Annotated in this window: 8 protein-coding genes and 1 pseudogene; 5 read left to right on the top strand and 4 right to left on the bottom strand. The window is 72.0% G+C overall.

Annotated elements, in window-relative coordinates; all coding sequences use genetic code 11:
* Window positions 1-61: 61 nt before the first annotated feature.
* Complete coding sequence (locus N799_RS11485; protein WP_036212503.1) at window positions 62-1,435, bottom strand: OmpP1/FadL family transporter; 1,374 nt, start codon at window positions 1,433-1,435, stop codon at window positions 62-64.
* A gap of 161 nt (window positions 1,436-1,596) precedes the next feature.
* Here N799_RS11485 and N799_RS14900 point away from each other — a divergent pair, with 161 nt between their 5' ends.
* Window positions 1,597-2,289 (top strand): rhomboid family intramembrane serine protease, encoded by a 693-nt coding sequence (locus N799_RS14900; protein WP_036212504.1) that lies wholly within the window; start codon window positions 1,597-1,599, stop codon window positions 2,287-2,289.
* Here N799_RS14900 and N799_RS11495 read toward each other — a convergent pair.
* The 3 genes and pseudogenes from N799_RS11495 to gpmI all read right to left on the bottom strand — a co-directional run.
* Window positions 2,171-3,652 (bottom strand): annotated as a pseudogene (locus N799_RS11495) (S41 family peptidase); the annotation flags it as partial. The gene N799_RS14900 and the pseudogene N799_RS11495 overlap by 119 nt on opposite strands.
* A 142-nt stretch (window positions 3,653-3,794) precedes the next feature.
* Window positions 3,795-5,036 (bottom strand): murein hydrolase activator EnvC family protein, encoded by a 1,242-nt coding sequence (locus N799_RS11500; protein ID WP_036212507.1) that lies wholly within the window; start codon window positions 5,034-5,036, stop codon window positions 3,795-3,797.
* Window positions 5,036-6,586, bottom strand: coding sequence for a 2,3-bisphosphoglycerate-independent phosphoglycerate mutase (gene gpmI, locus N799_RS11505; protein WP_081974997.1), 1,551 nt, complete (start codon window positions 6,584-6,586; stop codon window positions 5,036-5,038). Before gpmI ends, N799_RS11500 begins: the two co-directional genes overlap by 1 nt.
* 150 nt (window positions 6,587-6,736) lie before the next feature.
* Here gpmI and N799_RS11510 point away from each other — a divergent pair, with 150 nt between their 5' ends.
* From N799_RS11510 to N799_RS11525, 4 genes are all read left to right on the top strand, one after another.
* Entirely contained in the window at window positions 6,737-7,423 is a 687-nt protein-coding gene (locus tag N799_RS11510; protein ID WP_036212508.1) for a DUF4097 family beta strand repeat-containing protein, read from the top strand.
* Between the two features lie 97 nt (window positions 7,424-7,520).
* Window positions 7,521-9,263, top strand: coding sequence for a M28 family metallopeptidase (locus N799_RS11515; RefSeq protein WP_036212511.1), 1,743 nt, complete (start codon window positions 7,521-7,523; stop codon window positions 9,261-9,263).
* A gap of 93 nt (window positions 9,264-9,356) precedes the next feature.
* Window positions 9,357-9,752, top strand: a complete 396-nt coding sequence (locus tag N799_RS11520) for an MAPEG family protein (RefSeq protein ID WP_036212513.1) — start codon at window positions 9,357-9,359, stop codon at window positions 9,750-9,752.
* Window positions 9,753-9,767: 15 nt separating this feature from the next.
* Window positions 9,768-10,523: a 2OG-Fe dioxygenase family protein gene (locus N799_RS11525; protein ID WP_036212515.1), complete on the top strand. Its 756-nt coding sequence runs from the start codon at window positions 9,768-9,770 to the stop codon at window positions 10,521-10,523.
* Window positions 10,524-10,566 lie beyond the last annotated feature (43 nt).

The raw sequence follows: 10,566 nt of genomic DNA on the forward strand, positions 1-10,566 counted from the left end.
CGCGGGGCGCCAACGAAAAAGCCCCGCCGGAGCGGGGCTTTTTCTTTTGCGTGGCTAACCGTCAGAAGCGATAGCGGGCGGCGACGCCGAACAGGTTGGCGTGGCCCTTGTACTCGCCGACCAGCAGGCTGCCGCTGGTGGACACTGCCGAGATGGTCGGAGAGTCGATCTCGATGCGCATGTAAGCCGCATCGACGCTCAGGTTCGGCGAGGCGTTCCAGGTCAGGCCGAGGGTGTACAGCTGGCGGTCGTTGTCGGGCAGCCGCGGGGTGCGGTGCTCGTCGTTGGTCGGGGTCTCGTCGATCGCGACGCCGGCACGCAGGGTGAAGGCATCACTGAGGTCGTACTCGCCGCCCAACGCGTACATCGTCGAGTCTTCCCACTGGAACTGCTCGCTGGCGATCGGAGTGCCGCTGGCGCGCTGGATGTTGACCGCCTGCAGCGACTCCCAACCGGTGACCTGGACGTCGGCCATCATTCGAAACGTATCGGTGAAGTCGTACTTCGCGCTCAGGGTATCGATGCTCGGGGTGGTCAGCTTGGCGCCGCCGGGGCCGTCGGCGTAGGCCGCTGCCATCGGACCCATCGCCGCGACCACTGCGGGTGGCACGGTGAAGTCGATGTCGCCGTCGATCTCGTGATCGACCTCGGAGTGGTGCGAGTAGCCGATCGACAACCGCTCGGTCGGGCGGAACTGGAATCCGAGCAACCAGCCCAGGCCGTTGTCGGTGCCACTGACCTCGACGAAGCCATCGTTCTTCTGCGGGCCGAAGGGCGCGTTGACCGGATCCGGCGTGATACAGGCGGCGATGTTGACGCGGCAGATGCCGGACCCGAAGTCGACCGCGTTGGACAGTGTCACGTCGGCGCGCTGGTAGATCAGGCCGACACCGACCGAGAAGGTCTCGTGCAGCTTGACCGCAGCCGACAGGGTGAGGTCGATGGTTTTAACGTCCGACTCGACCGCGTTGTAGCGGCCAACCCAGTCACGGTCGTACTCGGTGGCAAGGCCGAACGGCGCGTTGATGCTGGCACCGACGGTCAGGCCTTCAAACGCGCCCGTCAGCGGTGCGACAATCGCGATCGCCGGAACCGCGGTCGGATCGCCCGGGTCGCCGCCGTCGCCGCCGGTCAGCGGCTGCGCGAGCGGAGTGCCGGCCGCGGCCTGGCCACCGCCGTTGAACTCGGCATTGAGGTCGATCACGGTCGCGTCGACCTGGACGGTGGTGCGGTCGATGTTGACCATCGCCGCCGGATTGTTGGAAACCACCGATGCATCGTTCTCGGCAACAGCCGTGCCGGCATTCGCGCGGCCGAGGTTCTGGACGCTGTTTTCGCGGATCTGGAAGCCGGTTGCGTTCGCCTGGCCGAGCGTCAGGACGCCGGTGATGCCCAGCGCGAGCGCCGTGAGGGTGAGGCGGTGTGCGTGTTGCATGCGTGTGGTCTCCACTGGAGTTTTATGTTTTTCTTCGGCCCTGCCTGCAGCGCGGCGGGACCGGTCACCGGCAGGGCCGGGGCAGCCGCCATACGGCGCCGTCTGCACTATAGCGCGCCGATTAACCCCACGCTAACAATGCGCCCGCCACGAGGCCCACCTTGTTCGTCTCGATTCCGTCGCGCCAGAAACCTCCGATGCGCTGGGCCACGCCGCTGCTGTTCGCGGCGCTGTGGGGCAGCTTCACGTGGCTGGCGTGGGCGCCGGCGGCGGAGCAGCACCGCTGGGTGCTCGAGTGGGGCGCGCTGTCGGGCGGGCTGACCACGCCGGCGGCCTGGCAGCAGGCGCCCGGCGACGGCAGCCTGCTGCGGCTGGTGACGGCGCTGTTCCTGCACGCCGACTGGGCGCACCTGCTGGGCAACCTGGTGTTCCTGCTGATCTTCGGGCTGCCGGCCGAGCGGGCGATGGGACCGTGGCGCTTCATGCTGCTGTTCCTGCTCGGCGGCGCGGTGGCGAACCTCGCCGCGGTGCTGGCGATCGGCACGCCGGACCGGCTCATCATCGGCGCCAGCGGGGCGGTGTCGGCACTGATCGGCGCCTACCTGGCGCTGTTTCCGTCGGCCAAGCTCGGCGTGGTGGTGCCGCTGGGGCTGTTCCTGCAGTTCGTGAAGGTGCCGGCGCCGCTGCTGATCGGCGTCTGGGCGGCGCTGCAGGTGGTGTTCACCTTCATCGGCCCGGCCTTCGGCGCGGTGGCGTGGTCGGCGCACCTGGCGGGGTTCGCGTTCGGAGGCGCGTTCGCGCTGCTGGCGCGGGCCGGGATCGCGCGGCGGCTGCGGCGGCGGCGCGGGTTCTAGGCCGGCGCCGCGTTGCCGGCGGTCAGCCCTTCGGCGTCGCCGCGGTGGCCGGGGCGGCGGCCACCAGCTTCTTGAGTTCGGCCAGCGCGGCGGCGACGTGGCGCTCGCCGTCGAGCACCTCGCCGGCGTTGACGCCCGGCTGCGCCTCGCCGTCGCCGGCATCCTCGGCGCCGAGGTGGCCCGGCAGGTCGGCCTCGGTGTAACCGGCGGGACGTCCGTCACCACTCCCGGCGTCGGCGTGCAGGACCACGTCGGGCACGATGCCCAGGGCCTGGATCGAGCGCCCGTCCGGGGTGTAGTAGCGCGCGGTGGTGAGCTTGACCGAGTCGCCGTTGTCGAGCGGCAGCACGGTCTGCACCGAACCCTTGCCGAAGGTGCGGCTGCCGACGATGCGGGCGCGGCCGTTGTCGCCGAGCGCACCGGCCAGCACCTCCGAGGCACTGGCCGAGCCGGCATCCACCAATACCACCACCGGCGCGCCGTGCAGGCGGTCGCCCGGGGTCGCGTTGAATACCGCGTCGCTGACCGGGATGCGGCCGCGGGTGCTGACGATGGCGCCGTCGTCGAGCAGTGCGTCGGCGATCTGCACCGCCGAGGTCAGCAGCCCGCCGGGGTTGCTGCGCAGGTCGATCACCAGGCCGCGCAGGCGCCCGCCGGCCTCCCCGGAGAGGCTCGCCACCTTGCGTTCGAAGTCGGCCGCGGTGTCGGCCTGGAAGGTGCTCACGCGCACGTAGCCGTAGCCCGGCTCCAGCATCCGGCCGCGCACGCTGGCGATGTTGATGGTCTGGCGCTCCACGTCGAGCTTGAGCGGCTGCTCCTCGCCGTCGCGCAGGATGGTCAGCTCGACCGTGGTGCCCGGCTCGCCGCGCAGCGGGGTCGAGGAATCGCCCTCGCCGGCGCGCAGCGGCGTGCCGTCGATGGCGACGATCAGGTCACCGGCCTTGACCCCGGCGCGCGCGGCCGGGGTGTCGTCGATCGGCGCGATCACGCGCAGGCTGCCGTCGGGCTGGCGGAAGATCTCGACGCCGATGCCGTCGTAGTTGCCGCGCGCCTGCTCCTCGAACTCGTCGGCGGCGTCGGCTTCGAGGTAGGCGCTGTGCGGGTCGAGGTCGAGCAGCAGGCCGCGGATCGCCGAGTGCATCAGTTGCTCGTCGTCGACCGGTTCGACGTAGGCGGCCTTGACCGCGCTGTAGACCGCGACGTAGCGGCGGATTTCGTCGAGCGGGATCTTCGAGCCGCCGTCCTGCGCGGCCGTTGCCGCGGCGTCCGCATCCGGCACCTGTGGCTGCTGCGCGGCGAGCGGGAGGCAGGCCAGCGACAGGCCGGTGGCGAGGACGAGCGGGGCAAGGCGGCGATGCGGCATCGGGACACTCCGGGGACACTGGGGCTTCGGACCGGCGGGCGGGCGTTTCGTTCCGCCGAGTATGTCGGCCGCGCCGGCCGGCGTCAGCCGACGTTACGGCGCCGGCGCGGAAGGTTCCGTAAATCCGCTGGCGCTGCGCGGCTCAGCGCTTGAGCCAGCTGCCCGGGTCGACCGGCTCGCCGTTCCGCCGCAGTTCGAAGTACAGCGCCGGACGGCCGTGGCCGCCGGAACTGCCGACGGTGGCGACCTGCTCGCCACGCTTCACCGGGTCGCCGGCGTCGCGCAGCAGGGCGTCGTTGTGCGCGTACAGGCTCATGTAGCCGTTGCCGTGGTCGATGATCAGGATCAGGCCGAAGCCGCTCATCCATTCCGAATAGACCACGGTGCCGTCGGCGACGGCCTTGACCGGGGTGCCGGCGGCGGCGGCGATCAGCAGGCCGTCGCTGCTGCGGCCATCGGGCAGCTTTGCGCGGTAGCCGGCGAGCAGGTTGCCGGCCAGCGGCCAGCCGGCGCCGCCGACGCTGGGGCCGGTGGCGACGGTCGCGGCCGGCTTCGGCGTGGCTGGCGCGGTGCGACCGGCGCTGGCGGCTTCGCGGGCCTCGCGGGCCTCGCGCTCGGCTTTCGCGGCGGCGGCGGCGCGGCGCTGGGCTTCGGCTTTCGCCGCGGCCGCGCGCAGCTTCTTCAGCAGCTGCTCCAGCCCCTTGGCGTCGCGGCCGAGTGCCTTCTCGCGGCTGCGCCGGTCCTCGAAGCGCCGGTCGAGGCCGGCGACCAGCGCCTTGCGTTCGGCGCGGTCCTTCTGCAGTTGCGCGAGTTGCGCCTTGCGGCGTTCGCGCGCGGTTTCGAGGTCGGCGCGGCGGGTGTCGATGCGGGCCTGCACGGTGTCGAGCTCGGCCAGGGCGCGGCCGAGTTCGTCGATGCGGGCGGCGCGGTCGCGCTGGACGTAGCGGTGGTAGGCCAGCAGCCGGTTGGCGTCGGCAACCCGGTCCTGCGCCAGCAGCAGTTTCAGCGGAGCGGCGTCGCCCTGCGCGTAGGCGGCGCGCAGCAACCGCGCGAGTTCGTCGCGGCGGCCGCCGAGGCGGGTTTCCAGTTCGCCGCGCTGGTCCTGCAGCTGCGCCAGCTCGGCCTCGCTGGCGGCCAGTTCGGCCTCGATGGCGGCGAGCGCGCGGCTGGAGCTGGCGACCTGTTCGTCGGCCTTGCGCAGCTCGCGGGTGGCGGCGCCGCGCTTGGATTCGATCTCGCGCCGCTCGCTGGCGACCGACTTGAGCTCCTTGCGGATCGTCTCCAGCTTGCGCTCGGCCTCGCGGCTGCTCTGCGCCGAGGCGCCGCCGGCCACCAGCGCGACCAGCGCCAGCAGCAGGGCCTGCCGGGCGAGGCCGCGGAACATCAGCCGGCGGCGTCCAGCAGCAGGCTCTTGCCGCTCATTTCGGCCGGCACCGGCACGCCGAGCAGGTCGAGCACGGTCGGCGCGACGTCACGCAGGGCACCGCCGCTGCGCAGCGTCGCCGGGCGCGGGCCGAGGTACACCAGCGGCACCGGCCCGACCGTGTGCGAGGTGTGCGGCTGGCCGGTTTCGGCGTCGCGCATCATCTCGACGTTGCCGTGGTCGGCGGTCACCAGCAGCGCGCCGCCGGTCTCGCGCACCGCCGCGGCGACCGCGCCGATCGCCACGTCGACCGCCTCGACCGCCTTGATCGCGGCCGCCAGGCTGCCGCTATGGCCGACCATGTCGGGGTTGGCGATGTTGCAGATGGCGACGTCGATGTCGCCGGAACGGATCGCGGCGACGAGCTTTTCGGTGACCTCGGGGCAGCTCATCTCCGGTTGCAGGTCGTAGGTCGCGACCTGCGGGCTCGGCACGAGGATCCGGGTTTCGCCGTCGTACTCGGCCTCGCGGCCGCCGCTGAAGAAGAAGGTGACGTGGGCGTACTTCTCGGTCTCGGCGATGCGCAGCTGGCGCAGGCCGCGGTCGGCCAGCACCTCGCCGAGGGTGTTGCGCAGGTCCTCCGGGCCGAACGCGACCGGCGCCGGCAGCGTGGCGTCGTACTCGGTCAGGCAGGTGAAGCGCGACAGCGCCGGCCGGCGCGCATCGAAGCCGTCGAAGCCCGGCGCCACGAATGCCGCGGCCAGCTGGCGCGCGCGGTCGGCACGGAAATTCATGAACACCACCGCGTCGCCGTCGCGCATCGGCGCCGGCGCGCCGATCACGGTCGGCAGCACGAACTCGTCGTTCTCGCCGCGGGCGTAGGCCGCCTCCAGCGCCTGCGCGGCGTCGGCGGCGGTGCGCGCGCCACGGCCCTCGACGATCGCGTCCCAGGCCTGGCGCAGGCGGTCCCAGCGCTTGTCTCGGTCCATCGCGAAGTACCGTCCGCCGACGCTGGCGATGCGCGCGTTGCCGGCCGCCGCGCAGGCCGCCTGCAGGCGGGCCAGGCTCGGCGCCGCCGAGCGCGGCGGCATGTCGCGGCCGTCGAGGAAGGCATGCACGGCGACGTCGGCCACGCCTTCGCGGCGGGCCATGTCGATCATCGCGAAGATGTGCGCCTCGTGGCTGTGCACGCCGCCCGGCGACAGCAGCCCCATCAGGTGCAGCGTGCCGCCCGATTCACGTACCGCCGCGCAGGCCGCGCGCAGCTCGTCGTTGGCGAAGAAACTGCCGTCCTCGATCGCCGCGTCGATCCGGGTCAGGTCCTGGTAGACGATCCGCCCGGCGCCGAGGTTCATGTGGCCGACCTCGGAGTTGCCCATCTGTCCGTCCGGCAGGCCGACGTGACGCCCCTCGGTGTGGATCAGGGTGCGCGGCGCCGATGCCACCAGCGCGTCCCAGTTGGGCAGGCGGGCCTGCGCCAGCGCGTTGTCGGCGGGGTCGTCGCGGTGGCCCCAGCCATCCAGGATCAGCAGCACGACGGGACGGATGGCGGGCACGGCGGGCTCGGACACGACGATGGTTCCAGTGACTTCGGACAGGGGCGGATTGTAGCGAAGCGGGTTATCAAGGCCCCGTGGCGGTTGGCGGCCGCCCGCGGATTAAACCGCCACCGCCGGCGCCGCATCCAAACCGGCAAGCCCCCTCCGCAACTGGACACCGCCATGACCCGACGCCCGATCGCCGTTTCGCTCCTCCCGCTCGCCCTCGCCGCGGCATTCGCGCTGTCGGCGCCGGCCTCCGCCCAGGATCAGGACCACAGCAAGGTCAACGGCAGCATCAAGGTCGAGGACGGCGGCCGCGCCGGCGACCTCGACACCGTCAACGGCAGCATCCGGGTCGGCGAGAACGCCAGCGCCGGCGACGCCGAGACCGTCAACGGCAGCATCAAGGTGTACGACGGTGCCAGGGTCGGCGGCCTGTCGACGGTCAACGGCAGCATCCGGGTCGGGCGCCAAGTGGCCATCGGCGACGACGTCGGCACCGTCAATGGCGGCATCTTCATCGACCACGGCGGCAACGTCAGCGGCGGCATCGAGACCGTCAACGGCGCGATCGGGCTGGTCGACACCGACGTCGCCGAAGGCATCGAGACCGTCAACGGCGACCTCACCGTCGGCATCGGCTCGCACGTGCACGGCGGCATCCGCTACGAGAAGCCGGACCACCAGTGGATTTCGTTCAAGCAGCGCAACCCGCGGGTGGTGATCGCGCAGGACGCCCGCGTCGACGGGCCGCTGGTGTTCGAACACGAGGTGTCGCTGTACGTGCACGAGAGCGCCACCATCGGCCCGGTCACCGGCGCCGAGGCGGTGCGCTACAGCGGCGCGCGGGCCCCGGGCGGCGACTGACGGCGCGGTCTTTGCGGCGGCTGCCGGTTCGCCGGTGGCCGCGGCGCCGGGTGGGCAACGCTGCTAGGATCGGGCGTTCCGCAACCCCGGAGGCGTCATGTCCCGCATCCCGCTCCTGCCCGCCACCTCGATGGTGGCCGCCGCGCTGGTCCTGGCGGCCTGCGACCGCCCGGCCGAACCCGCGACCACGCCGGCCGCCGGTGCCGACGCCACCGCCCCGGCCGCCACCGCCGAGTTCGAGCCCTCCATCAACGCCGGCGACTTCGCCGCCCACGTCGAGCGGCTCGCCTCCGACGAGTTCGCCGGCCGCGCGCCGGGCAGCGTCGGCGAGGAAAAGACCGTCGCCTACCTGGTCGAGCAGTTCGAGCGCCTCGGCCTGCAGCCGGGCAACGGCGACAGCTACCTGCAGACGGTGCCGATGGTGGAGACCACCGCCGACCCCGCCGGCACCCGCATGACCCTGACCATCGACGGCGAGCCGCGCGAGCTCGAATACGGCGACGAGATGGTGGTCGGCACCCGCACCGGCCAGGCCAGGATCGACATCGACGACAGCCCGCTGGTGTTCGTCGGCTACGGCGTCAACGCGCCGGAGCTGGGCTGGAACGACTACGCCGGCCTCGACGTCAAGGGCAAGACGGTGGTCATCCTGATCAACGACCCGGGCTTCCACTCGCAGGACGCCGAGCTGTTCGAAGGCAAGCGGATGACCTACTACGGCCGCTGGACCTACAAGTACGAAGAGGCCGCCCGCCAGGGCGCCGCCGCGGCGCTGATCGTCCACGACACCGCCGGCGCCTCCTACGGCTGGGACGTGGTGGAGAACTCCTGGACCGGCCCGCAGTTCGACCTGCCGGCCAAGGACGATCCCGAGCCGCGCCTGCCCGCGCAGGGCTGGCTCACCGCCGACGTCGCCCGCGAGTTGATGGCCGGCAGCGGCCAGGACCTCGACGCGCTGTACCGGGCGGCCAACCGCAAGGGCTTCAAGGCGGTCGAGCTGGACGCGACGATGTCGCTCGAACTGGCCAGCACGAGTTCCGAGAAGTCGTCGCAGAACGTGATCGCCAGGCTGCCCGGCAGCACCCGTCCGGACGAGGCGGTGATCTACATGGGCCACTGGGACCACCTCGGCGACCACGGCGACGAGGGCGGGGCCGACGCCGCCGCGGACAGCATCTACAACGGCGCGATCGACAACGCCACCGGCATCGCCGGCATCCTCGAGATCGCCGAAGCCTTCGTCGCCCAGGAGCCGGCGCCGGAGCGCTCGGTGCTGTTCCTCGCGGTGACGCTTGAGGAGTCCGGCCTGCTCGGTTCGAAGTACTACGTCGCCCACCCGAGCGTGCCGCTCGACCAGACCGTGGCGGTGATCAACCTCGACGCGATGCCGGTGATCGGCAAGACCCGCGACATCACCGTCGTCGGCCTCGGCAACTCCGAGCTGGAGGACGTGCTGCGCGAGGTCGCGACCGCGCAGGACCGCGAGCTGCGCGCCGAGGCGACGCCGGAAAGCGGCTTCTACTTCCGCTCCGACCACTTCAACTTCGCCAAGGCCGGCGTGCCGGCGCTGTACGCCAAGGGCGGCGACGAGCTGGTCGAGGGCGGCAGCGAGGCCGGCAAGCAGGCGCACCTGGACTACCGCGACAACCGTTACCACAAGCCGTCCGACGAGTTCGACCCGTCGTGGAACATGGACGGCGTGGTGCAGGACCTCGAAGCGCTGTACGGGGTCGGCCGCGTGCTGGCCGGCGGCGATGCCTGGCCCAACTGGTACGAAGGCAACGCATTCCGCGCCGCGCGCGAGAAGATGATGTCGGCCAGGGCGGAGGGCGGCGGCTGACGGTCGCCCTTCTTCGCGGCACAGCGACGGCGCCTGCGGGCGCCGTCGTCGTTTTCGGCTAGGCTGTCGCGGACAATCAACGAGGGCCCCGCCATGACGTTAGCGACCGCCTACTGGTGCGTGCTGATCGCCGCACTGCTGCCGTATGTCTGGACGGTGGTCGCCAAGACCGGCGGCAGCCGTTTCGACAACCGCGATCCGCGCGGCTGGATCGCCCGCCAGGACAACCCCCGCACCGTGCGGGCCAACGCGGCGCAACTGAACGCGTTCGAGGCGTTCGCACCGTTCGCCGCCGGCGTCGTGCTGGCGCAGCTGGCCGGCGTCGAGGAATCGCTGGTCGCCCTGCTCGCCGTCGCCTTCGTCATCGCGCGGGTCCTGCATGGCGTCGCCTACCTCGCCAATCTGGCGACCCTGCGCAGCCTGATCTGGGCCGCAGGGCTTGCATGCGTGGTCGCGTTGCTCGTGCTCGCCGCACTGGCGATCCGCTGACCGGGGCCGCCGACGGTGGAGCCGGACAGTAGCGGGCTGGAGCGGTTTCGCCGCCTGGTCCGGCGCGACGGGTTCGCGTTCGCGGGGGCCGACGAGGTGGATCCGCTGCTCGACGCCCTCGGCGGGCTTGAGGACTGGGCGGACTTCGCCGCGAGCTGGGACCGCCTCGAGCCGGACCGGTATTTGATCGCCACCGGTCGGCGCAGACGCCGTCGGCACGCGGTGTTCGCGTGGGACGAGGCCGGCCCGCGCAACGAGGGGACCGGGCTCCGACGCCTGCCGCCGCAACCGCACTTCCAGACCACCGTCCACAACCCGCTGCAGGGCGGGATCGAGCGCTGGTTCGCGCCGATGGAGGAGGTTGCCGTCGGCTCCAGTTTCCACACGCTCGCCCGGTTGGGGGCCTCGGTGTTCGAGGCCCTGGACGGGCGCGCGTCGACACCCTGGTTCATCGAGGCGCACCAGTTCCGGATCGAGGCCGCGCCCGGGCAGGCCGGCGAACCGACACCCGAGGGCATGCACCGCGACGGCGTCGATTACGTGCTGGTGGCGATGATCGCCCGCCACAACATCGAGCGCGGCACGACTTCGATCCACGCACCCGACCGCACGACGCTGGGCAGTTTCACCCTGACCCGGCCACGCGACATCGCACTGGTGGACGACCACCGCGTGCTCCACGGCGTGACCGCGGTGACCCCGCGCGACCCGGCGGCGGCGGCGCACCGCGACGTACTGGTGCTGACCTACCGGCGCCGGCCCTCGGCCTGACACGCCGCGCATATTCCGGCCCCGCATGCCCCCGGCGCCGCAA

The sequence above is a fragment of the Lysobacter arseniciresistens ZS79 genome (assembly GCF_000768335.1).
Lineage (GTDB): Bacteria > Pseudomonadota > Gammaproteobacteria > Xanthomonadales > Xanthomonadaceae > Novilysobacter > Novilysobacter arseniciresistens.